This window comes from Vibrio sp. SCSIO 43009 (assembly GCF_023716525.1).
Lineage (GTDB): Bacteria > Pseudomonadota > Gammaproteobacteria > Enterobacterales > Vibrionaceae > Vibrio > Vibrio alginolyticus.
Genome location: NZ_CP071843.1, coordinates 817,052 through 840,963, shown reverse-complemented (window position 1 = coordinate 840,963; position 23,912 = coordinate 817,052). Strand labels below are relative to the sequence as shown.

At 43.7% G+C, this 23,912-nt stretch carries 17 protein-coding genes, 4 tRNA genes and 1 pseudogene; 10 read left to right on the top strand and 12 right to left on the bottom strand.

Annotated features, from left to right (window positions below; genetic code table 11):
• Positions 1 to 48: 48 nt before the first annotated feature.
• From J4N43_RS19375 to J4N43_RS19360, 4 genes are all read right to left on the bottom strand, one after another.
• Positions 49 to 303 (bottom strand): hypothetical protein, encoded by a 255-nt coding sequence (locus tag J4N43_RS19375; protein WP_005375990.1) that lies wholly within the window; start codon positions 301 to 303, stop codon positions 49 to 51.
• Between the two features lie 130 nt (positions 304 to 433).
• Complete coding sequence (gene amyS / locus J4N43_RS19370; RefSeq protein ID WP_053350850.1) at positions 434 to 1,957, bottom strand: alpha-amylase; 1,524 nt, start codon at positions 1,955 to 1,957, stop codon at positions 434 to 436.
• Between the two features lie 295 nt (positions 1,958 to 2,252).
• Positions 2,253 to 2,326, bottom strand: a tRNA-Cys gene (locus J4N43_RS19365).
• 36 nt (positions 2,327 to 2,362) lie between these two features.
• A tRNA-Leu gene (locus J4N43_RS19360) sits at positions 2,363 to 2,449 on the bottom strand.
• Positions 2,450 to 2,999: 550 nt separating this feature from the next.
• Between J4N43_RS19360 and J4N43_RS19355 the strand changes: the two genes are divergently transcribed.
• The 4 genes from J4N43_RS19355 to J4N43_RS19340 all read left to right on the top strand — a co-directional run bounded on the left by J4N43_RS19355 (position 3,000) and on the right by J4N43_RS19340 (position 7,410).
• Positions 3,000 to 4,631 carry a methyl-accepting chemotaxis protein gene (locus J4N43_RS19355; protein ID WP_005375988.1) on the top strand — a complete coding sequence of 544 codons (1,632 nt, stop codon included), beginning with the start codon at positions 3,000 to 3,002 and terminating at the stop codon, positions 4,629 to 4,631.
• 201 nt (positions 4,632 to 4,832) lie between these two features.
• On the top strand, positions 4,833 to 6,062 hold the full coding sequence (gene alr, locus J4N43_RS19350) for an alanine racemase (protein ID WP_062730974.1): 1,230 nt from the start codon (positions 4,833 to 4,835) through the stop codon (positions 6,060 to 6,062).
• A gap of 311 nt (positions 6,063 to 6,373) precedes the next feature.
• Entirely contained in the window at positions 6,374 to 7,105 is a 732-nt protein-coding gene (locus tag J4N43_RS19345; RefSeq protein ID WP_062730973.1) for an AzlC family ABC transporter permease, read from the top strand.
• Positions 7,102 to 7,410: an AzlD family protein gene (locus J4N43_RS19340; protein ID WP_017820198.1), complete on the top strand. Its 309-nt coding sequence runs from the start codon at positions 7,102 to 7,104 to the stop codon at positions 7,408 to 7,410. Before J4N43_RS19345 ends, J4N43_RS19340 begins: the two co-directional genes overlap by 4 nt.
• Before the next feature lie 140 nt (positions 7,411 to 7,550).
• On the opposite strand, the gene dld is transcribed toward J4N43_RS19340, so the two are convergent.
• The 6 genes from dld to J4N43_RS19310 form a co-directional block, all read right to left on the bottom strand.
• Positions 7,551 to 9,257: a D-lactate dehydrogenase gene (gene dld, locus J4N43_RS19335; RefSeq protein WP_062730972.1), complete on the bottom strand. Its 1,707-nt coding sequence runs from the start codon at positions 9,255 to 9,257 to the stop codon at positions 7,551 to 7,553.
• 382 nt (positions 9,258 to 9,639) lie between these two features.
• Positions 9,640 to 10,542, bottom strand: a complete 903-nt coding sequence (locus J4N43_RS19330; protein WP_017633645.1) for a LysR family transcriptional regulator — start codon at positions 10,540 to 10,542, stop codon at positions 9,640 to 9,642.
• Between the two features lie 239 nt (positions 10,543 to 10,781).
• Positions 10,782 to 10,857, bottom strand: a tRNA-Gly gene (locus J4N43_RS19325).
• Between the two features lie 37 nt (positions 10,858 to 10,894).
• Positions 10,895 to 10,968 (bottom strand) — tRNA-Cys (locus tag J4N43_RS19320).
• A 204-nt stretch (positions 10,969 to 11,172) separates the two neighbouring features.
• Complete coding sequence (gene viaA / locus J4N43_RS19315) at positions 11,173 to 12,627, bottom strand: ATPase RavA stimulator ViaA (RefSeq protein WP_005375981.1); 1,455 nt, start codon at positions 12,625 to 12,627, stop codon at positions 11,173 to 11,175.
• Between the two features lie 9 nt (positions 12,628 to 12,636).
• Positions 12,637 to 14,298, bottom strand: a complete 1,662-nt coding sequence (locus J4N43_RS19310; protein ID WP_005375980.1) for an ATPase RavA domain-containing protein — start codon at positions 14,296 to 14,298, stop codon at positions 12,637 to 12,639.
• Positions 14,299 to 14,567: 269 nt separating this feature from the next.
• On the opposite strand from J4N43_RS19310, the pseudogene J4N43_RS19305 reads away from it, so the two are divergent.
• The 5 genes and pseudogenes from J4N43_RS19305 (at position 14,568) to J4N43_RS19285 (ending at position 19,361) form a co-directional block, all read left to right on the top strand.
• Positions 14,568 to 15,085, top strand: a pseudogene (locus J4N43_RS19305) (NUDIX hydrolase).
• Between the two features lie 22 nt (positions 15,086 to 15,107).
• A complete protein-coding gene (gene ltaE / locus J4N43_RS19300) occupies positions 15,108 to 16,112 on the top strand; it encodes a low-specificity L-threonine aldolase (RefSeq protein WP_062730971.1) in 1,005 nt (334 codons plus the stop codon).
• Between the two features lie 78 nt (positions 16,113 to 16,190).
• Entirely contained in the window at positions 16,191 to 16,511 is a 321-nt protein-coding gene (locus J4N43_RS19295) for a c-type cytochrome (protein WP_005375977.1), read from the top strand.
• A 211-nt stretch (positions 16,512 to 16,722) separates the two neighbouring features.
• A complete protein-coding gene (gene yfcC / locus J4N43_RS19290; protein ID WP_080996834.1) occupies positions 16,723 to 18,255 on the top strand; it encodes a putative basic amino acid antiporter YfcC in 1,533 nt (510 codons plus the stop codon).
• A 110-nt stretch (positions 18,256 to 18,365) separates the two neighbouring features.
• Positions 18,366 to 19,361: a succinylglutamate desuccinylase/aspartoacylase family protein gene (locus tag J4N43_RS19285; protein WP_053349931.1), complete on the top strand. Its 996-nt coding sequence runs from the start codon at positions 18,366 to 18,368 to the stop codon at positions 19,359 to 19,361.
• A 207-nt stretch (positions 19,362 to 19,568) separates the two neighbouring features.
• On the opposite strand, the gene J4N43_RS19280 is transcribed toward J4N43_RS19285, so the two are convergent.
• Entirely contained in the window at positions 19,569 to 20,102 is a 534-nt protein-coding gene (locus tag J4N43_RS19280; protein ID WP_005375974.1) for a lipocalin family protein, read from the bottom strand.
• Positions 20,103 to 20,409: 307 nt separating this feature from the next.
• Here J4N43_RS19280 and J4N43_RS19275 point away from each other — a divergent pair, with 307 nt between their 5' ends.
• The gene (locus J4N43_RS19275; RefSeq protein WP_017633640.1) at positions 20,410 to 20,790 is read left to right on the top strand and encodes a cystatin domain-containing protein; all 381 of its coding nucleotides are present in this window, start codon (positions 20,410 to 20,412) and stop codon (positions 20,788 to 20,790) included.
• A 58-nt stretch (positions 20,791 to 20,848) separates the two neighbouring features.
• On the opposite strand, the gene J4N43_RS19270 is transcribed toward J4N43_RS19275, so the two are convergent.
• Positions 20,849 to 23,905, bottom strand: a complete 3,057-nt coding sequence (locus J4N43_RS19270) for an AAA family ATPase (RefSeq protein ID WP_053349932.1) — start codon at positions 23,903 to 23,905, stop codon at positions 20,849 to 20,851.
• Between the last annotated feature and the right edge of the window lie 7 nt (positions 23,906 to 23,912).

Here is a 23,912-nt window from a genome sequence, read left to right as displayed (position 1 = left end):
TAGACACGAAAAAGCCGGACTTCGCCGGCTTTACGATTAAGTGGTGATCTACAGAGAGGCAATTTCTTTTTCAAGTTGATATTTGTTATCTGTGACAATTCGCTCTAACACTTCAACACGTCGCTTCAAGTCACCAATTTGCTTGTTAAGGTTATCTTGTTCTTCTCGGCTCATCGTATTACGTTCAGATATCTCCAACGCTCTTACTTCTTTACGATGGTTCAAGATTAACTTTATTATCCCGCCCCCAAATATGGCACCGAACACAATAGCCACAACCAATACATCAGCAATAGATTCCATTCTTTATCTTCCTCTAGATTATGCTCAAATATAAGTTACTCATTTGTCGAATGAATATCAAATAACACATTGATTCATTGAAAAGTTTTATTAAGAATTGCCTACTCTGTATCAAAATCACAGGAATGGATTATTCAACGCCAACCCAAACCGAGACAGATCCGCCGTTTACTGGGAACTCAGCCCAACCATTCGCATCAGTCCAAACTTCTTCAGTTCGGATACCCAACTTGTCTACGTAGCGAGCACTTGGTTTACCCGTATACATCCACTTCGAGCCGCCAGGTCCATCACTCATGATCACGGCCATTGAATGTGGATGATTTGCATCACCTTCTCGAGTCCAACCAATTACGTCCCAGTGGTCGAGATAAGAATGTTGTTTGCCATACGCATAATCTTTACGCAGTGTTACTAGCTCTTTAATGTAAGGCACTTTGACCATATTGATGTCATGCCCTTTATCACTGTACTGCGCGCCGTAGTAATCTGCATAAAACACGGATGGATAACCTTCTTCACGCAATAAGATAAATGCGTAAGCGAGCGGCTTAAACCACCAATCAACCGTCGACTCCAAAGCCTGCAAAGGTTGAGTATCATGGTTTTCTACTAAGGTTACCGCTTTGACTGGATTGTCCTTCATCAGCGTACCATCCATGATTTGACGCATATCGTAGCTACCACCCGATTTAGACGCATTGTAGAAGTTCATATGTAACGGTGCGTCGAATAGAGACATGCTGCCAGAAGTTTTGGTGATAAAGTTATGCAGCTGATTCACATCGTAGTTCCAGTACTCTCCGACCGTGAAAAGTTCTTTCCCTGTTTTCCAACGTAGGTGATCAATCCATTCTTGCAGGTATTGATATTTGATGTGCTTCACCGCGTCCATTCTAAACCCATCAACACCAGTCATGTTGATATACCACTCACCCCAGTCTTTCAGCTCTTGCTTCACTTCAGGGTGATCCATGTCTAGGTCAGCGTACATAAGGTAATCGTAGTTGCCTTTTTCCGAGCTCACTTCCCAATCCCATGCCTTACCCTCGCCTTTGAATTTGAAGATAGCTTTTTCTTCGCCAGCATCGTCCCAATCCACGCCATCAAAGTGGTACCACGTCCAATGAAAGTTTGAGTACTTGTCGTTGCGCCCAGGGAAATCAAACTCTACCCACGCTTCAATCCATTTATCACCAAGTTCAATATTTCGGTTGTTCCAATCTACGCGCTTGGTATCAACCCAAGACTTTCCATCCGCACCACCGCGATGGTTGAACACCACATCGCCATAAATCTGGATATTGTTTTTATGGGCAGCATTGATGGCGCTTAGGTACTGATCTTTGGTGCCATACTTGGTGCGCACCGAACCTTTTTGATCAAACTCTCCCAAATCGTACATATCATAAACGCCATAACCGACGTCGTTGCTACCACCAGCACCTTTATAGGCGGGCGGCAACCATAACGCAGTAAAGCCGTTGTCAGATAGTGCCGACGCGTTGTTTTCAACTTGTGTCCAGAGTGCACCGTCATTTGGCACATACCAATGGAAATACTGCATCATGGTGCCATTTTGTGCCGCCATTACAGGCGAGCTGAGCAGCAAAGTTAAGGGTAAAAGTGTAGGTTTAAGGTTGAATGTTTTCATTATTTTTCTCTCACGTTAAGGACTAGAATCCTCCTTTCTGCATATACGCACCAAGCGATACTAACTATGACGCTAGCTAGGCTGCTGCCTGTAATACAAAAAGTTCGGATTACAATCGAAGAGAAACTATCACCAATCACACTGTACAATTATTGAGTTGCCTAACATTTATAAAATCAATGAGTAGCGCGTTAAAAATATTGAATGGTGATCAAAACATGGGAGACTTTAGGAAAGCGCAAAGGCAGACTAAAAACGAAAAAAGCCAGTCATTTAAGACTGGCTTTCGAAATAGTGGAGGCGCCTCCCGGAGTCGAACCGAGGTCCACGGATTTGCAATCCGCTGCATAGCCACTCTGCCAAGGCGCCTTTCTGATTTTGTATCTCTGTCACCAAAGATTTTGATGGTGCCCCGGGCCGGACTTGAACCGGCACAGCGCGAACGCCGAGGGATTTTAAATCCCTTGTGTCTACCAATTCCACCACCAGGGCAACGCAATCATGCGATGGGTTAGACACCATCTGTCTCAGCGACCTTTGCCGTGAGAACGAGGCGTACTTTAACGGATTAATTTATCTGGTCAACAATAAATTTTATCTTTTTGATTTAAGTGCTTAAAAAGCGATCTGACTAGTACGTTTGGCATTCAATTAGACCAATAAGCACCCGTTTCCTTTCATTAGCTATGAAGTCATACGCATACTAGTGTCCGTAACTGCTTCGAGGTAAACACGCGACTATCAAGTTATGAACGCTGATCTTTTCATCGTTGTAACATCTGTAACAACTTGATTCCCTACTCTTGGCACGACTGCGTACAGAACATCATATTTTGTTACCGATAACTTTATATCGAATGTGGTCGTACCTTTATAAAATCATTGACTTTTTTTATTTTCAAACAAAGCTCAATTCATTATCGAAAATATCAATAAATAATGGTACGTTACACGAGTTGCAGTAATTTAATGGACATATGTCACATATAAGGATGTGGTTTACTTTGGCGACACAACATAAGAAAAACAAGGTATATCACTAATGTCTATCAAGAATCTTTCTATAGCGAAAAAGATATCGCTATCGTTTTTACTCATTGCCATCGTCAACATTGCATTTGGTGTGTTTTTATCTACAGAGCTCAAAAGCATCAAATCTGAGCTTTTAAACTATACCGATGATACGCTTCCTGCAATGGAAAGGGTCGATTCGATTCGAGATCACTTGTCTCGTTGGCGCCGAGCTCAATTTGCTGCGTACACTTATGAAGACGCAGACCAAGTCAAAACTAAAATTTCTAACAATATTAGAGAACGCGAAAAGATCACTAGAGAGCTCAACGCTTACGGTGAAACTATCTGGCCTGGCGAAGAGCAGCAAACTTACCAGCGTCTTATGCGTCAATGGAAAAAGTACTTGGTTACTATGGACCAGTACAATGAAGCGATGCTAGCTAACGACAAAAGCAAGGCCCACCCTATTTTGGCGAACTCTTTGTCTGCTTTCGAAGCGGTTGACTCAGAGTTAGGCGAACTAATCCGTCTCCTTAAAGAAGCTATGGACAGCAACAAAACTCACATCCTGTCCTCTGTAAATGGATTGAGTAATTCTTCAATTGCAAGTAACGTGATTATTCTACTGATCATGGTAGGCATGACATACGTGCTGACTCGCCTAATTTGTGGCCCACTTAAACTTGTTGTTGAGCAAGCAAATGCCATCGCGACAGGTGATCTATCAAGTGACATTGACCGTAAAGCAATCGGCAATGACGAGCTTGGTGAACTGGCAGACGCGACCACTAAGATGCAAGATGACTTACGCCAAGTTATCGATAACGTGATTGCTGCAGTTACTCAGTTAAGCAGCGCTGTCGAAGAGATGAACCAAATCTCCGATATTTCTGCGTCTGGTATGAAAGATCAACAGCTGCAAATTACGCACATCGCAACAGCAATGACAGAAATGAAAGCGGCCGTAGCCGATGTTGCTCGTAACACTGAAGACTCAGCGAACCAAGCTAACGAAGCAAACCGACGCACACAACACGGTGTTCGTGAAACCCAAGGTATGGTTGACGCGATTCAAGAAGTTTCAAACGTAATTGGCGCTGCAGGCGATACCGTAGCAGAGCTTGAACAGCAATCGAATAAAATTAACGTGATCGTGGATGTTATCCGCGACATTGCCGATCAAACCAACCTACTTGCACTTAATGCAGCCATTGAAGCGGCGCGTGCTGGTGAGTCTGGTCGTGGCTTTGCCGTCGTTGCAGACGAAGTTCGAACTCTTGCCGGCCGTACGCAAGATTCAACGAGTGAAATCACTTCGATCATTGAGCAGCTACAATCACTTGCAAAAGACGCAAAATCAGCCACTGAACTTTCTAGAACCAGTATCTCAGAATGTGCAGAACAAGGCATTCAATCAAAACAGCTGATGAGCGACATTGAGCATTCGATTTCGGACATCTCAGACATGGGTACCCAAATCGCCACGGCTTGTAACCAGCAAGACTCTGTTGCGGAAGAGCTTAACCGCAGCATTGAAAACATACATTTGGCATCTCAAGAAGTCTCGCAAGGTTCGGAGCAAACCGCACAGGCGTGCCGCGAACTAAGCCAGCTATCCATTTCTCTTAAAGATGTAATGAGCCGCTTTAAACTGAGTTAAACTCAGTGGATACCTTAGTAGATATCAAATCAATCCCGATTTGCTTAAATTGAATGTCATCACTGAGGTATATTTAGGTATATATTAAATCACTATCTTAATAAACGCTCCAAAGCACCACTTGGAGCGTTTTACTTCGTCAGGTACTTTCCCCAAGTACTCAATAACATAACCAATACAAAAAACGCGTACGGAGACTTTATGCGCTTAAATAAAACCTTACTATCACTGACTATCGCTGCTGCAATCGCGATTCCTGTAATGCAAGCTACTGCTGCTCCTCTTCAAATTAGCAATACAGCAGCAAAAGCAGAGCAAGTTCAAGGTGCTAACGCTTGGCTAGAAATAAACTTAGGTCAGTTCCGCGATAATATTGAGCAGTTTAAATCGCACATGGATGGCAAAACGAAAATCTGCGCCGTGATGAAAGCCGACGCATACGGTAATGGTATCGCAGGCCTGATGCCGACTATTATCGAGCAACAAATTCCTTGCGTTGCCGTTGCAAGTAACGCCGAAGCACAAACTGTTCGCGACAGTGGCTTTAAAGGCCAACTTATGCGTGTACGCTCAGCGGATATTGGCGAGATTGAAGCCGTAATCGACCTAAATGTCGAAGAGTTGATAGGCACAGCAGAGCAAGCTAAAGCACTGTCTAAACTAGCCGAGAAAGCTGGTAAAGAAATCAAAGTTCACCTTGCTCTGAACGACGGTGGTATGGGGCGTAATGGTGTTGATATGACGACAGAAGCGGGCAAGAAAGAAGCGCTAGAAATCGCTCAACAAGCTGGCGTTAATATTGTTGGTATCATGACTCATTTCCCTAACTACAATGCAGACGACGTGCGCCAAAAGTTAGCTTCATTCAAAGACAGTTCTGCATGGCTGATTAAAGAAGCGAATCTAAAACGCGACAACATTTTACTGCACGTAGCAAACTCTTACACCGCGCTTAATGTTCCTGAGGCCCAGCTTGATATGGTTCGTCCTGGTGGCGTTTTATACGGAGACTTACCAACTAACCCTGAGTACCCTTCTATCGTGTCTTTCAAAACACGCGTGGCATCCGTTCACCACCTGCCAAAAAATAGCACAGTCGGTTACGACAGCAGCTACACAACAAGCAAAGAAAGCTTAATGGCGAACATTCCTGTTGGTTACTCTGATGGTTATCCACGAAAAATGGGGAATACAGCAGAAGTTCTGATCAATGGCCAACGTGCAAAAGTTGCGGGCGTTGCTTCAATGAACACCACAATGGTAGATGTTACAGGTATAAAAGATGTTGAGCCTGGTTCTGAAGTTGTTTTGTTTGGCTCCCAACAAGGCAAAACGATTTCAGCTACTGAGATGGAAAAACACGCAGAAGTCATCTTCCCTGAACTATACACGGTTTGGGGAAGCGCGAACCCTCGTGTCTACGTAAAATAAACCTACTCAGTTATTCGTAACAGAGCGAAAAAGCGAGCCTGGTGCTCGCTTTCTTTCTTATTTACTAATCTGTACTAGCTCGTGATGTTATCAATTAAACAGAACTTACTATTTCTGTTGTTTTAATCTCCTTTAGCACTACCAAGTACGACTCTCTACACTCTGTTTCTTAAAGCCGCTTGGATGGCTCATTTTTATATAGCACTTAGTGTTTGAAAGCCCCTCCAATTGATGTTAAACATGAAGTTTACAAAAGAATAACAAACACACTCGTATGGCACTGCCCCTTTGCCTGCTAGCTAGGTATCTCTATGACAGAAAATACTCAACATCTTCAACGCTCCTCCGCTGAGTTGCACGAATTTAATCGGCTTGACGTCTGGAACGGATTCACCCAACTTTTACCCCTCTCTATGTTCGTGGTCATATTTGGCCTCGCTTTCGGTGTTGCTGCCGTACAGACTGGACTAGATGTATTTCCCACAATGTTGATGAGCACACTGGTCTTCGCCGGTGCTTCACAATTTGCCACGTTAGAAATGTGGGGAGCAGAAGTCCCTCTCATTCCAGTTCTTATTACTGTATTTGCTATTAATGCTCGTCACCTCTTGATGGGAGCCACACTTTATCCATGGTTACGACAACTCCCACCAACAAAACGTTACGGTGTAATGCTGGTAGCATCAGACGCTAACTGGGCAATGGCACTCAATGCATTTGGTAGAAAAGAACCAGGCTTTGGCTTGCTTATTGGTGGCGGCTTAGCGATGTGGTCTTTTTGGATTGTGGGCACCTGGATCGGCATTTATTTTGGTAGCGCAATCAAAGATCCGGTGGGCCTCGGGCTCGATATGGTTATGGGATGCTTCCTGCTGTCTATGGTGGTGGCCGGGCCGAAAGACTTAAGAATCTTTGCGATTTGGGCCATAGCAGCAGCCTCTTCTATGTTGGCGTATTGGTATTTGCCAGAGAATAGCCACGTAGTGGTTGGCGCCATTACTGGCGGAGTATTGGGTGCTTGTTGGAAGGAGAAGAAAGCATGAACATCGAAACAACCTTAGGTGGCACACTGCTTATCATCATCGCTATGGCGTTAGTCACGCTCATAACCCGCTGGGGCGGAGTGTATGTTATGTCATTCATTCCAATTAGCGAACGGGTTCAACGTTTCATTACTGCGATGTCAGGCTCCGTACTGGTTGCCCTTTTAGCTCCGCTAGCAGTAGAGGGGGATAATGGTGCTAGAGCAGCACTGTTTTCTACTGCCGTTGTCATGTTCATCGTGAAAAAGCCTCTACCCGCAATCGCAGCAGGCATCATCGCCGCCGCTGCAGTACGTGCTCTTTAGTCGTTGTTTCAAAACCGATACCAGTCATCAATAAAAGACCCAAAACACAAAGCCCTGATGTCACAAGTATCATCAGGGCTTATCTTATGCTCATCATTTTAACGATGAACAACGATTATTAATCATGGTGAGACAGCACATCACGCACAGCAGTTACAATTGCGCTTATATTTGTCCATTTTACCAATACCAGGGTTAAAGGTATTGGTTGGGTCTAATTCGTGGTAAAACTTCTGCAACGAGTTTTCGGCTTCATACAAGTGACCCACGTTATGTTCTGCTGGGTATTTGGCACCACGGCTATTGAGGTGCTCTAGCATCAGCTTTTTCATCAACTTCGTGTCAGTCCCTTTTTTGAAAATGTAATCTTGATGGAAGACGTAACACATAAAGTGACCATAATAGAGCGCTTGAACAAGGTTCTTACTCACCTCTTCAGGCAAAGTTTCTAGCCACTCTTCATCATTGCGTCGCAATGCAATATCAAGTGCAACGATGTCTTCTACGTCTTTTCGGTGAATCGTCTCGTAACGAATTGCTGCACCTGCTGCTGCAAAGCGATGTAAATAAGCTTTTTTACCCTCTTCCGGCGTACACTCGAAGAAATCACAGTCGTCTTCAACAGCCCAAACTTCTTTGAGGTATTTTTGTGCTTCAGTAATACCACCATCACTCATTTTCAATACCAGGTGATGCTCATACTTGTCACGGAAATCCAGCATTCGCTCTGGTAAGTGTTGTGGGAACAACTTGCTCGCGTAGTACAAAATGGTGTCTGGCAGATATTTACTGACAAACGGGATGCGCTCTAAGAAATTTTCTACCTTAGCTTTAAGTGCGAACATTTTTGGTAGCTTATCTGTGCCTAACAAGTCGATGGATAAGAACACATCCTTGCCGTACTTCTCTGCCATGTTAAAGATATCTCGATGCAAGTATTCTCCCATCTCAGGCAAGTTATGAAACGTAGATAAGAAGTCTTTTCGCAACTTCGTTAGTTTCGCAGGGTCATTGGTGCCAAGGTAAAAAACCTGCTCTTTTTCTGGTACTGAGTAGCTGTCAACCCGAACGGCAAAAACCCCCAACTTACCAGCGCAGCCACTGGCTTCAAATAATCGGCGTTCATCGGCATTAAAACGAGAAGGAATGTCAGAAGTCACGTCTCGAACACGTTCATCGTATTCTTTGTCTGATGCCATTCGCTCATCATGAATGATCTTCGCTGGGTCAAAGTTCCCTTCTTGCAGGTTTGTTAGAATTTCTTCTGGCGTTTCACCTAACCCTTCAATACCAAGGTGGTTCACCAAATGTAACTGGCCTTGCTTATCGACCTGCGCGTAGAGCGCCAGTTCCGTATAAGCAGGACCACGCTTAACTAGCGCACCGCCTGAGTTATTGGCGATACCACCGACCACAGTGGCACCTAGCGATGAAGAGCCGATGATAGAATGCGGTGCTCGGTTCACTGCCTTCAACTCTTTCTCCAAAGAGTGTAAGCTCGCACCAGGCAAGCAAACCGCCTGCTTACCACCATCTAATAAGTGAATCTTCTTGATTTTGGTAATATTGATCACAACCACATCGCGATCATAATCATTACCACTCGGAGCTGAGCCCTCTGTTAAACCTGTTTTAGCCGCCTGCATGATAATGATGCAGTTTGCTTCAACACACTGTTTAATAATCTTCCATTGTTCTAGAAGAGTGTTAGGAAACACGATAGCAAGCGCATTACCACTACCCGAACGAAACCCCGAGCGGTAATATTTCGTTTTAACCTCGTCGGTTAGAACATTTTCTTCCCCCACGATGGTTTTAAATTCTTCAATCAGCTGCTTTTGTTTCATATCCGTATCTCTAGTTATTGTACTTCGCTCACAACACCGCTTAGCGGCAGGCATGGCGTTTGAGCCACTATAAGCAGTCCATTTCTCTGCGTCTATGTCAGGCGGACGAACAATACGTAATCAATAAACAACAAACAAAATAATTCTTTATTTTTCTGTTACTTATCTTTCACATTTGAGAAATTTAACGTAAGAAACAGACCGTTTCTTAAAAGAAACAATAGCAAAACCATTTGTTAACAGTTGTGCGGGGTATCTTGTTATCAATATTAGTGAAGAAAACGAGGAGAAGCGTAAGCTCCTAAATTTAAGAGGACTCTTAGAAATGAAGATGGAAACATAAGCTCAACACCAACATAACGATCGGTGTTGAGTTATTGGCTTAAAATCGATGGTTTTGACTTTGAAAGCTTGTGTATAGATGATCGATAAAGATCTTAATTTTTTCTGGTTGCTGACGAGTGTACGGGTACACCGCATAAATACCCAAACATTTGGCTGTTTCGTCTTTAAATAACTGAATCAGACTGCCTTGTTTTAAGTCTTCATAAACCAATACACGCGGCACATAGATGATTCCCTGCCCTAACAGCGCCACATTTCTCAATACAGAAGAATTGTTAGTACAGAGGTTACCGTCGACGGTGATTTGATATACCTCGTCTCCATCTTTAAACGCCCACTCATGCGCTCCGGTTTCTTGGTAGGAATAGACTAAACAATTGTGTTTAGCCAAGGCTTGAGGTTGTTTAGGTATGCCATGTTTAGCTAGGTATTGGGGTGACGCGCAAATGATCCAATTTGCATCCACCAGCTTTCTTGCAATCAGACTAGAATCTGGCAACACACCCGTTCTAATTGCCAAATCAAAACGTTCATTCACGATATCGACGAAACGATTATCTAGATCCATATCTATATTGATGTCTGGGTATTTCTGATTAAATTCATTAATCACTTGAGGAAGAATTAATTCACCAGAGATAGTAGGCACCGAAATTTTAATGTTTCCAGATAAGTTTTTACCTAAACCCACAATGGATTCTTCCGCCGTTGCCACCGCTTGATAAACCGCTTTTGCATGAGTAAAAAACGCTCGTCCTGCTTCAGTCAACGTTAGCGTTCGCGTTGTTCGGTAGAGAAGCTGTACACCAAGCTCTTGTTCAAGCTTGGCAATCCGTTTACTGACGACCGATTTGGTCAGTGACATATGTCTCGCGGCAGCACTGAATGAACCTTGCTCGATCAAGTGATAAAAAATGATGTAATCGTCGGTATTTCTCATGCGTCTTCGTCAAATCCTTTGGAAGCCCGTATTGTAAACTGAAATTGGCTGAGGTGCGAAACATCGGGTCACACTTAATATCAGAAACTCGTGACAGAGATGGGGTTGCTAAGCTCACAGGTAATGAAAAAGAGATGGTGTGAATTTATCAGTCTTCAGATACAAAAAAACCAGCTTTCGCTGGTTTTAAGTTGATGCACTTGGCATCGAGATACCGCCATGGCCATATCTGAATAATTTGGAGCGACACACGAGGTTCGAACTCGTGACCTCAACCTTGGCAAGGTTGCGCTCTACCAACTGAGCTAGTGTCGCATTTATTCTCGAAAGCCATTCGCTCTCAAAAGAATAATGGAGGCGCCTCCCGGAGTCGAACCGAGGTCCACGGATTTGCAATCCGCTGCATAGCCACTCTGCCAAGGCGCCTTTTTATTACGCTTCAGGGCTCTACCCCGTTGCGTTGGTGGCTACTTTACGGATTGAGAGAAGATAGTCAAACAAAAACATTTCATTTTCTGTTCGTTTGATTTCTTTTAAGTCAATTCGACCAAAGTTCGATCTTATTGGCTTAAAACGAAGCAATATAAATCTCGCTTTCAGTTCGTTTTGTCCCATGAAGCATTAAGGCGTTTAATAGTTGCTGACCCTTTTTAGCAATCTTCCCACAACATTAGGGTGATAAGACCAAGTGTGATCAAACATCGACATTAATGCAGGATTTCCGTATTTCGATAAGCTAATCGCGTGAAAACGGTTTTTCTTCGCTTTGAGCGCATCCACTTTGGCCAGTAACTCGTCTTGTTGTTTTGGCGCGATAAAGTCGGAAATGACTACCATGTCTGCGTTTTTATATTTATCACCGCTCATCAAGTCGATAGATTTAATCAAAGTTGGCTCTAAGTCTGTACCACCATGGAAGCTATAAGTTAGAAAGTCCGCCGCCTCGCGCAGACCATCTTGTTTGGTTAGTTCGTAGGTAATGTGTTCCGTAGAAAAAATAATGACATAGCAATCACGTTGCTCCGCTAGTGCGATTTGCATCAGAGCATAAGCCATGGCTTTGGCGCATTGCTCAGGAAAGCCACTCATGGAACCGGACGCGTCCACACAAACAATGAAGGGGCCTTTTTCGATATCTACCGCTTTATGGTCAGGTCGGTGAGCTTTAACTTTACGTAACGTGCGCGATTTGCCTTGTGTACGATAGTTCATGAGCCGTTTATCAACTAAGTGTTTATAGAACACAACTTCAAGTTCAGGATACGCCAAAAACATCGTTTCGTTGGGAAGTAGCTTATTTAGATCATCGCTTTCGTGAATACCGACAATATCATCCGTCGCCTCATCACTTTTCTCTTCGACCAATTGAAGTTCTTCAGTGGGCGCACGATTTAGTTCAGGATCATTTACTTGCCCCGCCATACGACCGAGTTGCTCCGCAATTTCTTGCAAGCCTTGGTGCTTCTTCAGAAACTCAGCATGGCGTTTCATCACCGTTAAGTCTGTTTTACTCAACTTGGCAGATGCCATATCCCACAGGCGCCCTACACTTTCAGCGTCACCCGACTCCGTGACTTTATCCATATTACGCATGGTTTCCATACGTTGATACAGGTCATTCAGCACCTTTTCTTTATTGGCTTCAAGCTCGCTTACTTGCGCTTGTTTTATAGCATCGGTGAGGCTTTTGTACCATTGATCACAAAAGTAATGAGGGAACATAGGGTTATTCATCCCTTTGTTCTTTTCCATCATTCGGCGAGCTTGCATGTAAAACGCAGAGTGCCATTCCAGCTTTTTAATCACATCTTCGATGTTTTCAAAAAACGCCTCTTCATCCCAATGAATAACCTCTTGATATAAAGACAGCTCTTGTTGGAAACGCTCTGTCTCACATACCTTGGTGATCCGTTTTTTGACGCTGCCTCGCCACTTTAACAAGTGACCTTTGACCGAAGATTTAACACCTCGGTTTTCTGCCATCATCATGACTTGTGAACGAGCCATCAAATCATTAACTGCGCTATCGATGATGCCGGAGTCGGCCACCATCAGCGCGAGGTTAAGTCCGTCTGCACCTAGCATGTCGTCTCCTTATGAGAAAAACTGATTTAAGTTTTTAAAGCGTTGGATAACTTTTTCACTTTCTGCTTGGATTGATTCAAGTCTCTGACTGACCTGTTGTAGACTCGACTCCATAAGGCGGGGTAGTTCAGGATCAACAAAGCTATGCGGAAGCGCATCATGAAAGTTCGCTTTCACCTTGCGCATATGGTGTTCTGCCTCACTAAGCTGATTTACGGCTTTTTCGCTCTGCGTTAACCACTTTTGGTAAAGCTCTACATCCAAGCCCTCTTGAGTCACTAGGCTAACCAAAATGCCTCGGTTCGCGATATCACGGATAACTAGGTTATTCGCCGCGTCAACATCAAATCGTAAACGGCACATGTTGGTGTTTTGATTGACGTAACCATACACATCACCGCTTCCCTCTTTAATGACTCGATCTAACTCATCTTTGGGTACATAAACCCAGCGGCTATCACCTTTTTCTGATTCTGAAACCGACATGTTGCTTTGCAAGACAACCAATTTAACTAAGTTAACGGCTGCGCCAACTTTGTACATCTTGGCTTTAGAGGTATCAAAGCGCATGGTTTCTTTACGCAAAATACCCGTGGCCGCTTCAGACGTTAACGTCATGCGGTAGGCATCTTCTAGTTCATGTTGGACATCAACCAAAGACTCACGGCAGTACTCGATTTCCTGCTCCGCGTCTTGTTGATCAAATGCATGTTTTAAGGCGAACTCTTGAACCACTTCACGTACCACATCTCGCGATTCAGGACTGTTCCATAAACAATCTTGCAGCAGTAAAAGGTCAAGCGGATTTATTTCATCGCGACCATTAAAAAACGCGCTCGCTTTTAACAACTTCACGGCTTTCTTCCAGCGGCGGTCAGAGACATACATATCGGTATTGGCCACATCACCAAACTGAGCTTCAACTTTGCTTTCTAACATCGTTTTAAGCTGGAAAAGCTTTTCGAATGCATTGTCGGTTAACGTCAATTTGTCGAGCTGTTGTTGCCATTGATGATATTCTTCATCAGTTATCGCTAGGCCTTCTGGTACTTGTGCCTCTTGCGATGTGCCCACAGTCAACATCGACTTAAAGTTTTGTTTATTCTGAATTCGATTCACAAACACACGCACCAACATGCGGTCGTAGAGCGCATCCAATCCACTATCTTCATCGGGTAATTCATTGGAAGCCGATACCAACAAGCGCATTGGCACACGCTCGATATCGCTGCCATTTTTGAATGTTTTCTCATTAACCACTGTCAGCAATGTATTAAGAATTGCAGGGCCCGCCTTCCAGATTTCATCCAAAAATACGACTTGTGCAGTTGGCAAATACCCTTTAGTTAAGCGAACATAACGGCCGTTGTCTTTTAGCTCTTGGATACTCAGTGGCCCAAACACCTCTTCAGGGGTTGAGAAGCGCGTCATCAGGTATTCGAAGTAACTGCTGTTATCGAACGCTTGGATGAGTCGTTTGGCAATTAAGCTTTTTGCAATACCAGGGGGACCTAAAAGAAAAACACTTTCACCAGCAAGTGCAGCAAGAAGGCAGAGCTTGATCGTATGTTCACGCTCATAAACGCCATCCGTTAACGCTTTCGCTAATTTATTGATGCGTTCTGAGAGAAGCGCTTTTTCGGCATTTGAGGTAAATAAGGTTTGTGTCATACGTTCTCCGGCTGCTGAAGTGGTATTGTGTTAACATTTTTATACACTTGTTATAACTTTGTTACAAATGTATTTTGTCGAATTCCCCTTATAGCAGATGCTTTTCCCCTTCTTGACGAAGCAATCAAAGTTTCCATTTATGAGACATTGCTCACTTAAAGTGCAAACGCTTTCGTCGTGTTGCAGTATTTTTTGCTTTTGTTTCCCACCATTTGTGGTTAATGTCGAAAAACGTCAAAAATGCGGTAACAGCTAGGGTTTATAACTGCATGAGCAAGATAATTCATAAATGGAAGCAAATTTCTCTGATTGAAGAAGACGTTGTGCTTCCTACAGGACAGGCAATTACGCACACCACAATCCATCATCCGGGTGCTGCGGTGATTCTCCCTATTACAGCGGAGGGTCACATTGTCCTTGTCCACCAATTTCGGCCTTCACTTAATAAATGGCTATTGGAACTTCCTGCTGGTACCAGAGAGAAGGCAACGAAGAGCCACTCTGCTGCGCCAAAAGAGAGTTAGAGGAAGAAACTGGGTTTAGTGCAGAGAAATTCACGTCTCTCGGCCAAGTCACCCCTCTTGCCGGATTTTGTGATGAGATACAGTATCTATTTGTTGCCGAAAAGCTCAACAAAACAAACCGTTACGAGTGCGATGAAGACGAAGTGATTGAGGTCGTCACCTTGTCAATCAAGCAACTCGAAGAAAAGATAGTCGATGGCACGATCACCGATGCCAAAACGATCGCTTGCTTAAGCAAAGCGCGCCTTTGCGGATATATTTAGGACTTTGACCAAGGAGACATTCATGGATTTTCGATCAGATACCGTTACACAGCCCACCCAAGCCATGCGAGAAGCCATGTTTAAGGCCCCCGTTGGGGATGATGTTTATGGTGATGACCCTACGGTCAATGAGCTTGAAAAATTTGCTGCGCAGCTTGCTGGTTTCGAAGCAGCTTTGTTTACCACTTCAGGCACTCAAGCCAATCTGCTCGGTTTAATGGCGCATTGCGAGCGGGGAGATGAATATCTATGTGGGCAACAAGCACATAACTACAAATACGAAGCTGGTGGCGCGGCGGTTTTGGGATCAATTCAACCTCAACCAGTCGAAAATAACCCAGATGGCACGCTACCATTTGATAAACTGACTGCTGCGATTAAACCAGATGATTGTCACTTTGCTCGCACTAAGCTTCTCAGCTTAGAAAACACAATTAATGGTAAAGTACTACCTCTGTCTTACTTAGCAGAAGCACGTGACTTCGTGAATAAACATAACTTGCAGATGCATCTAGATGGCGCTCGCGTTTTTAACGCAGCCGTTGCACTTGATGTTCCGGTAAAAGAGATCGGTCAGTACTTTGATTCAATGACGATCTGTCTGTCGAAAGGTCTGGCTGCCCCTGTTGGCTCGCTACTACTTGGTAGCAAAGACTACATCGCAAAAGCACGTCGCTTAAGAAAGATGGTCGGCGGTGGTATGCGTCAAGCGGGTATTCTTGCCGCAGCAGGCAAACTTGCCCTTACCGAACAAGTGGAACAGCTAAAACAAGACCACATCAACGCAAAAACCTTAGCGGAAGGTTTAGCAGAACTGCCTGGTTTTTCAGTCAACCCTGAATTTGTTCAAACGAACATCGTGTTCGCGAAGCTTGATCCTCAAGTGGACATAGTAAGTATCGCTGCGAAACTAAAGGAACAAAACATCACGATAACCCCTGGAAATCCAATTCGTTTTGTAACTCATAAAGATATTTCAGCGAAAGACATCGACACTTTCTTATCAAGTATAAAATCTCTACTTTAATTTGATTTTGATCATTGAGCTTCCCCTAAGGGGAAGCTTTATTGTATCGCCATGATTTTTAGCGAATAGATAACCTCCATGCTCAGGTTTGTACTTCTAATCTCTTTTATTTTCTCTTCCGCTATCCATGCCGAGCCGTTTGGTGATGCTGATAAAGGTAAAATCAAATCACCTAGCTGTGTCTATTGTCACGGTGTTAAAGGCATCGCAACGAACAACACCTATCCAAGCCTTGCTGGTCAAAATTCTCAGTACCTTTACAATGCAATGAAATCTTATCAAGCCGGTGAGCGTAAAGGGCCGCTTGCAGAAATGATGGCAGCACAGTTAAAAATGTTAAATGATGAAGACCTTCGTGATGTCGCTGCTTTTTATGCAGAACAGACAGAAATCAAGTAATTAGATCACCTGTAGATGACTATGAAAGCTCGTGAATCATCCAAACTCAACGCATATTGAAACATTAACCCAACATTTGACCACAAAACAATCAAATTAACTTCACTTCAAATATTTGATGAATTTATAGTTCAACATAAGCATTAATATTGACTTTTTATTCTATTTTATCGATATTTCATGCTTTATTGAATTTGACGTGAAGTAAGTTATGTCTCACACACATGCGCAACTAGCAGACTCGGTTGCTACCCCTAAGTCGTGGCAGATGCCAGATACCCTCATTTTGATCTTCATTGTTGGTATTCTTGCTGCGATTCTTACCTACTTAATTCCTGCTGGTCATTTTGATAGCCAACAGGTGACCTACATGGTCGACGGTGCAGAAAAAACTCGCACAGTTATCGATCCTTCTTCTTTCTCTTATGCAACCGACGAAAACGGTGAATTGGTTTACAACAAGGTTGGCCTGTTTGCTTCTGGTGGTGGCATTGGTCTGATGAACTTCCCTTTCGAAGGGCTAGTTTCTGGCTCTAAATGGGGCAGCGCAATCGGCGTGATTATGTTCATGTTGGTTATCGGCGGTGCTTTCGGCGTTGTAATGCGCACAGGCACAATCGATAACGGTATCCTGCGCCTTATCGATAAGACCAAAGGTAACGAAGCGCTATTCATTCCAGTGCTATTTTTGCTGTTCTCGCTAGGCGGTGCGGTATTTGGTATGGGTGAAGAAGCCGTAGCGTTTGCGATTATTATCGCGCCGCTTATGGTTCGCCTTGGTTATGATGGTATCACTACGGTAATGGTTACCTATGTTGCGACTCAAATTGGCTTCGCTACTTCTTGGATGAACCCTTTTTCCGTCGCTATTGCGCAAGGCATTGCGGGTGTACCTGTTTTATCCGGCATGACAGTACGCATGGGGTTATGGGCTGGCTTTACGTTAATCGGTATCGCTTTCACAATGATCTACGCCGCTCGTGTGAAGTCAAATCCTAAACTTTCTTACAGCCATCGCACAGACCAGTATTTCCGTCAGCAAGAGCTTGGCAATCAAGATTCTCGTTGGAACCTAGGTGACACACTCGTTATCCTTACGGTTATTGCGACCACGGTGTGGGTCGTTTGGGGCGTAGTCGCTAACGCATGGTACATCCCAGAAATCGCGTCTCAATTTTTCACTATGGGCTTTGTTGTCGCGATCATCGGTACGATTTTCCGCCTGAACGGTATGACGCTAAACTGCGCAGCTGATGCATTTAAAGAAGGTGCAGCTATTATGCTTGCACCTGCCCTATTAGTGGGTTGTGCAAAAGGGGTATTGTTGATCCTTGGTGGTGGTACAACTGATGAAGCGAGTGTACTGAACTCAATTCTAAACAGTGCTGGCGGCGTGATCAGTGGGCTTCCTGACGTAGCTGCAGCATGGTTAATGTATGTATTCCAATCTATCTTCAACTTCTTTGTCACTTCGGGCTCTGGACAAGCGGCACTAACGATGCCTCTACTGGCCCCTCTGGCAGACATTGCAGGAGTTACGCGCCAAGTCGCAGTTTTGTCATTCCAACTTGGCGATGGCTTTACTAACGTTATCGTCCCTACTTCGGCATCTCTCATGGCAACGCTTGGTGTCTGCCGTATCGACTGGGGTGACTGGGCAAAATTCTGCTGGCGATTTATTCTATTACTCTTTACCCTATCAAGTATCGTCGTTATCGCAGCTCATATTATGGGTTTTGCGTAAAACGAAACCAATTGGTAATTAAGGCGAGACATGTTCTCGCCTTATTAATATTCATGGTATGACCACGCTAAGGTTTTAGATTAGCTTATGGTTTTGGAGTGGTAACTTTAATGGCAACACAATTTCTCGATGACGTGATTCAGGGTCATCAAGTGATTCAATCTCTCAATGTAGCAGACCTAAATTCGGGCGAGCATAAGTTTTGGTTTCGCATCGCAACGAATGCTCTCTCTCAGTGGCAACACTTACCTGTACTAGTGTTCAAAGGTGAAAAACCTGGCAAGAAAATCATGATTACCGCAGGGGTTCATGGTGATGAGTACAATGGTGTGTTAGCAGCGCAGCAAACTGCTCGAGAGCTCATCGGCACTGAAGTCGCTGGTACTGTCACTATTGTTCCAACCGTTAACATGCCAGGTATGCTAAACCATAGCCGTGATTTCTATTCCGCAGACCCTGATGCGTCTCCTGCAAACTTAAACCGCTTTTTTCCTGGTGACCAAAACGGCAATGAAGCCCAACGCTACTTATATGCATTGTGGAATGATTTGCTCAAACCAAATGCTGATTTAGCCATTGACCTTCACACTCAAACCAGTGGTGCGGCCTATCCGCTTTACGTGTTTGCAGATTTCCGAATCGAGCAATCATTAGAAATGGCTCGTCTCATTAATCCTGATGCGATTTTAAATGATCCTGGAGATGCTGGCGTCCTTGAAACGGTTTGGAATAACCACGGTGTCCCAAGCATTACAGTTGAAGTAGGTATGGGGCGATACACCGAGCAAGAGCTCATCAGTCGAACTGTAACAGGCATTTTTAATGTGCTGAAAGAGCATAACATTGTTGAAGGTGATGTGGACACTATTACGTCATGCTTGGAAGGAAACGAAATCGTCAGTGTGAAAGCGACACACGGCGGCTTTGTACTGCCTCATGTTAGTTTGATGGATTTTGTCGAGCAAGGTCAACTTCTTGCGATTCAATACGACAGCTTTGGCGCTGAGATTAAACGCTACACCGCCCCAACAAGCGGCACAGTACTTAGCCACAATGTTGAATCTATTCGAGCACCAGGCTCCCTGATCGTTCGTTTGATTAAGTAAACCATAACCGTTTGTTGATAGATCAACCTTTCGACGCTCACTCAAATTTATATAAGCCCCATCACGAGTAATCACAAATGATGGGGCTATATCCATTTTGACCACATTAAGTTACGCGGTAACAAATTACTGTTAAGCGAAATGACAAACTGAGCTCTTAATTAGGAAGCTTCCCCTCTGTCCGCTTTTTCAGCCACGCTGATGAACTTAAAGCTGTCTTTGTTTCTCTTGTTCAACAAAAATGAGCTCGTCTATAGCGAAACCTTTCTCTTTAGCTACGTACTTAAAGCGCTCCACTACTTTCTCATCAACGTTAGGCGTTCTAGACAATAGCCACAAATAGTCGTGGTTGTAACCGGAAACAAACGCATAGTTATAGTTTTCACCTAGCTCAAAAACAATGTAAGAAGAGTATATTGGCCCAAAAAAGGAAACCTTTAAGTGTCCAACCGTTTTATCTTCAACAAAATAAGCTTTGCCTTCAGCTTCTGACCACTGTCGCTCTTCTTCGGAATATCCACGGTTTATCACCTTAACCCCACCATCCTCGCGAACCTGATACTCAGCGGTAACGTTGGATAAGCCTCGCTCAAATGAATGGTCTAGGCGTGCAATTTCGTACCACTTACCTAGATATGGCTCTAAATCGAAATTATTGACGGGTTCCACCCCATCCGGCTTCGAGGTACAACCAAATAAAGTTGCAAGTGACAAAAGTAAAAATATTTTTATCGATTTCATACAACACCTAAATTTTAATTAGTGATTGATTTTACTCTAGAAGATAACAAATCGATCACTAAGCCGCACCATCGCCCTAATAGGTACACATCACAATTCTTCATCATCAATAGCGCGCTGAACACCGAAACCTCGTCATCTCAGCAAATCGATAACAAGATTGCTCTATTTTTGACTTACAAGCTGACCATGCTTGTACATTTTGTCAGCATTTAACCCTATGCATATAGAAACTTTGCACAACATAGACATTCGTAGGCATATCACCCTCCTATAATACGTTGCGTTATAGACAGAGGTTATTGTTATGAAATTAAAAACAGTGTCAGTTTGTGCACTTTTGGTGTTACTTGCAGGTTGTCAGCAGGAAAAGCCGAGCGCAACGACACAATTAACGACCTCGGCAGATGTATGTAATGCACAAGGAAACATGCCAGGTGGGTGGAATGAGTTTAACGCGACCCCTGATGCACAAAAGGCAATGGCCTTTGTTTTAAAGAAAATGGACACAATAGCGTCGTTTAAACAAATACTGAATGTTCACGCGCAAATCGTTAGCGGCGTCAACTATGCTATTGAGTTTGAATTGGATGATGGCTCTGTTTGGAACACGATTGTTTATCGCAACCTCGATGGCGAATATGCGATTACCCAATCGCCAAAAGAAGGCCACTTTTGCGAACAGTAGCGACTTAGTCAGAAAGCCCCAACATTAAGGGCTTTTTGATCTAACAGTAGTCACTGAATTAGACAGCGAAGCGACATTGAGATTTAATCGACACCGTTGAACCAAGTCTTGATGGTTCTACATCAATCCTCTGCGCCATTTGTTCTTTCAACTCAGAAACGTGAGAAATAACACCGATCATGCGCCCAGTCTGTTGCAGGTCCACTAGCGTTTGAATAGCAAGATCTAAAGACTCTGGGTCTAAACTACCGAAGCCCTCATCAATAAATAAAGTGTCTAAACGAATACCGCCACTATAGGATTGCACAACATCCGACAAACCAAGTGCCAGAGCAAGCGCTGCCATAAATGATTCACCGCCGGAAAGTGTCGCAACATCACGCGTTTTTCCTGTGTAGCCATCTTCAACCATTAAATCTAAGCCGCGACCCGCAGCACCTTTGAAGCCCTCTGTTTTTCGAGCAAGAATATAGCGCCCTTTACTCATAAGGCTTAAACGTTGGGAGGCCTGAATCAGCACATCATCCAACAGTACACCAAGAACAAAGCGATGTAGGCTAACCCTGCTGCCTGTTTTACCACTAGCAACGTCGTACAACGTACCAAAGACTTTGTATTCTTCTTCTAACTTACTATTTTTCTCATGCAACACGGCAATATCTTTACGAACCTTTTCAAGACGTTCAAATATTGAGCGTGTGGTATCAAGTTGATTCCTTACTTCAATATATTGCGCCTGCAGAGTGGTTAACCTGTCATTAAACAACTCTAAATTAGGCCTTTCAAGATCTTTCAATGCATGATTTAAATCATGTAGTGTTTGCTCAAGCTTGGTTTGTGCCTGTTTGAAGCTGTCTATTTCTTGCTGCCAGGCTTGAAGTTCATCATCTCCCACTCGACTACTTAGATAATGGCTTTCATCCTCAAATTTACTCGCCTGTAGTGCCTCATTCCACGCTAATTCTGCTTGGCTAAGTTTTTGCTCTGACTCAGATAACCACTGCTTGTTCGTCGCTAAGTGACTTTCCGCATTTGATTTCTCCAATATCGCTTGCTGCAAAGCGGTTTGCGCCTTTTCTAAGCCTGTGTTCAAACTCAGAATTTGCTCTTTTGTCAGCAAAATTTCACGTTCAAGCAAGTCAGCGGAACTGTATTTTGGGTCAATAGAAGCTTGTAATTGAGCCAATTGTTCTTGGTTCGCTTTAACGGTTGATTCATTTGCCGCAATTTTATTCTGTAACTCATGAATTTTATTTTCACCCACGACGCAGCGTTGATTAAGCTGTTCAACGTTCCTTTCTATTTTTTCAATATCAATAGCTTGTAGACGTAGGAGTTGAGCATTAAGCGCTTGCAAATCATTTTGAACCGTCGAGATCTCAGATGTAGCATACTCACCCAACTCCTCTTTCAACTGGTTACACTGATTCTGATACTGACTAATGACAACGTTATGTTGTTCTAGCTGATTGCTTAGTTGGTTCAACAAGGTTTGAGCTTCTCGCTCTTTCGCTCTAGCCGCCTGAACTTGCTCTTTTGTCACGGCTTCTTCAACAAACGTTGCGGGGTTAGGATGCGTTTCGCTACCACACACCGGGCATGCTTCACCTGCTTTTAGTCGCTGCGCTAATACTGCTGCTTGAGCGTTGTGCCACTTAAGCTCTATCGTATCAGCGTCTTGTTGACACTGCATATAGCGCTGACTGGCTTCGTTTAGTGACTGCTGCTTACCTACAGTTAGCGCATTGAGTTTAGAGAGCTCTAAAGTAAGATCATGCAGCTTTTTTAGATCCTGTAGCAGCCGTTGTTTTTGTTTTATTTCCGCATCGATGCTTCCAATAAGCGCAACATCAACTCGTGCTTTCTCTAGCTCCTTCTGTCCCTGCTGGGCCTGTAACGTTAACTTATCTTTTAGTTCTATGTACTGTTTTAACGTTGCTTCAAATTGTTGTTTTTGTTGATAACCCGCCGTTATTTTACTTTCCAAATTGTCTTTCTCGACCAACTTGTTTTTCGTACTTTCAAGCTGATACTGCAGTTGCGTTAACTGCGGGACCTTTGCCGCGGCCTCTTTTGCACTTTGCTGCAAGTTTTCTTGTTCTCTCGCAACGACATGAGCTTTTTCGAGACTCTCTTTCAAAGCTACGATTTTTTGCCTAAGCTCTTGCGTTTGAGCTTTTGCATTTTGTAATGAGATATAGGGCAACTCTATCTTATTGGCATTTTTAGCGTTTTCTAATTGCTGTTGACGAGCTTTTATCGAATCTGAGTGTTCTAGATGCAGCTTGAGTGCGCTTTCTGCTTGCTCTCGTTTCGAAAACTCTCCATTCAAGGTTTCCGCTTTTTGCAATTCAGATTTAGCAGTATTGAGCTTATCTAACGCTGCTTGCTCATTCTTTTTATCAGACTCTAATTGCTTAGTTACTTGTTCCAGTTGTTGTAATAGTTCTTGTTCAGAACTCGCTTCTGCAACTTGTAAAGCACCTCGAATTTGATTATCAAATTCGCCTTTCGCTTTACTAATTGCACTCGCTTTATCTTTGAGCGCGTACTCAATTTTTTTATATATGTCAGTTTGAAAGAGCTGGCCAAAAATTTCTTCACGCTCTTTAGAGCTAGCAAGCAACAGTTCTCGGAATTTTCCTTGAGGCAACACCATAACTTGACGAAATTGAGTTTCATTCAAGCCAATAATATTGCTAACTTCAGTTTTAACCTGAGTCGTCTTGCTGGTGATAAGCGTTTCAGTCTCACCGAGTTCATAAAGAGCCGCAGTGTGCTTTTTAATCGTCATCCCTTCACCACGGGCCTTGGGCGCTTCCTGCTCAGGGGATCGAACAACTCGGTATTGTTTGCCGTGTAACGAAAATTCGAGAACTACTTCGGTTGGTAAATCTTGCGCGGATAAGTCACACCGCATCTGAATACCTTGTCGCTCATTACCTGTGGTTTCACCATAAAGGGCGAAGCAAATGGCATCTAAGATCGACGTTTTACCTGAGCCTGTAGGACCATTAATCAAAAACAGAGGGTTACGGCCAAGCTTTTCAAAGTCAATGACTTCGGTTTTTGCAAACGGACCAAAGGCTTGCATGGTAAGTTTAATTGGTTTCATCTTTGGT

Excerpts from the sequence above, each read along its gene's own strand:
- J4N43_RS19295 (WP_005375977.1), top strand. The coding sequence starts at position 16,191 with ATGCTCAGGTTTGTACTTCTAATCTCTTTTATTTTCTCTTCCGCTATC.
- J4N43_RS19275 (WP_017633640.1), top strand. The coding sequence starts at position 20,410 with ATGAAATTAAAAACAGTGTCAGTTTGTGCACTTTTGGTGTTACTTGCA.
- J4N43_RS19375 (WP_005375990.1), bottom strand. The coding sequence starts at position 303 with ATGGAATCTATTGCTGATGTATTGGTTGTGGCTATTGTGTTCGGTGCC.
- yfcC (WP_080996834.1), top strand. The coding sequence starts at position 16,723 with ATGTCTCACACACATGCGCAACTAGCAGACTCGGTTGCTACCCCTAAG.
- J4N43_RS19280 (WP_005375974.1), bottom strand. The coding sequence starts at position 20,102 with ATGAAATCGATAAAAATATTTTTACTTTTGTCACTTGCAACTTTATTT.
- viaA (WP_005375981.1), bottom strand. The coding sequence starts at position 12,627 with ATGCTAGGTGCAGACGGACTTAACCTCGCGCTGATGGTGGCCGACTCC.
- J4N43_RS19330 (WP_017633645.1), bottom strand. The coding sequence starts at position 10,542 with ATGAGAAATACCGACGATTACATCATTTTTTATCACTTGATCGAGCAA.
- J4N43_RS19270 (WP_053349932.1), bottom strand. The coding sequence starts at position 23,905 with ATGAAACCAATTAAACTTACCATGCAAGCCTTTGGTCCGTTTGCAAAA.
- amyS (WP_053350850.1), bottom strand. The coding sequence starts at position 1,957 with ATGAAAACATTCAACCTTAAACCTACACTTTTACCCTTAACTTTGCTG.
- ltaE (WP_062730971.1), top strand. The coding sequence starts at position 15,108 with ATGGATTTTCGATCAGATACCGTTACACAGCCCACCCAAGCCATGCGA.
- J4N43_RS19340 (WP_017820198.1), top strand. The coding sequence starts at position 7,102 with ATGAACATCGAAACAACCTTAGGTGGCACACTGCTTATCATCATCGCT.
- J4N43_RS19310 (WP_005375980.1), bottom strand. The coding sequence starts at position 14,298 with ATGACACAAACCTTATTTACCTCAAATGCCGAAAAAGCGCTTCTCTCA.
- dld (WP_062730972.1), bottom strand. The coding sequence starts at position 9,257 with ATGAAACAAAAGCAGCTGATTGAAGAATTTAAAACCATCGTGGGGGAA.
- J4N43_RS19355 (WP_005375988.1), top strand. The coding sequence starts at position 3,000 with ATGTCTATCAAGAATCTTTCTATAGCGAAAAAGATATCGCTATCGTTT.
- alr (WP_062730974.1), top strand. The coding sequence starts at position 4,833 with ATGCGCTTAAATAAAACCTTACTATCACTGACTATCGCTGCTGCAATC.
- J4N43_RS19285 (WP_053349931.1), top strand. The coding sequence starts at position 18,366 with ATGGCAACACAATTTCTCGATGACGTGATTCAGGGTCATCAAGTGATT.
- J4N43_RS19345 (WP_062730973.1), top strand. The coding sequence starts at position 6,374 with ATGACAGAAAATACTCAACATCTTCAACGCTCCTCCGCTGAGTTGCAC.